At 61.3% G+C, this 653-nt stretch carries 1 protein-coding gene and 1 pseudogene; both read left to right on the top strand.

What is annotated here, in order from left to right:
* Positions 1 to 191: 191 nt before the first annotated feature.
* Positions 192 to 354: pseudogene (locus GCT19_RS42435) on the top strand (IS66 family transposase); the annotation flags it as partial.
* Positions 355 to 441: 87 nt separating this feature from the next.
* Positions 442 to 653: transposase (locus tag GCT19_RS42440; protein ID WP_152855043.1), on the top strand; the 212-nt coding region annotated here is incomplete at its 3' end.

The raw sequence follows: 653 nt of genomic DNA on the forward strand, positions 1-653 counted from the left end.
CGGCGTGATTCGCGTCGTATGACGCCCGCAAGGACGTAAACGGTGGCGCTTTCCCGGTCTCCAAGGTTCTGGCAGACTCGTCTGCATGAACCTGCCCGCCGATCTTAACGCCCTCAGCCCGGAACAATTACGCGCGCTTGCCGCGCAGCTGATTGCCCAGGTCGAGGACAGGGAGCGGGAGATTAACGCCCACGCATTACAGTGATCTGCGTGCCGTGGTCTACGACTTCGCCGAGAGCCCGGGCAGGCGAACATGCCCGCGCGTTCCTCGCTGGCTGGCAGGGCAAGCTGGTGTGCGACGACTACAGTGGGTACAAGGCTGGATTCCAGCAGGGAATCACTGAAATCGGATGTGCGTAAGCGCTCGATTTCCCCCACCTAGCTTTTGCGTCTGGCAAGATCCACGATTGCGTCCGCAACCACAACTTGCGGACGCAATTTATGACCCAGGATGACCTTGCATTTTTGCCGTTGCGGGTGACCCGCGTTGGAGTGGGCGGCAAGCGCAGCTTCGATTCCATGGACAAGCGACGGCTGGTGGAGGCCTGCCTGCAGCCGGGTGCATCTTTGTCTGGGCTGGCGCTGAAGGCCGGGGTGAACGCCAACCAGCTGCATAAATGGGTTCGGCTGCATCGGCAGGCGGACATGCCCTT

It is taken from the genome of Paraburkholderia atlantica (genome assembly GCF_009362785.1).
Lineage (GTDB): Bacteria > Pseudomonadota > Gammaproteobacteria > Burkholderiales > Burkholderiaceae > Paraburkholderia > Paraburkholderia atlantica.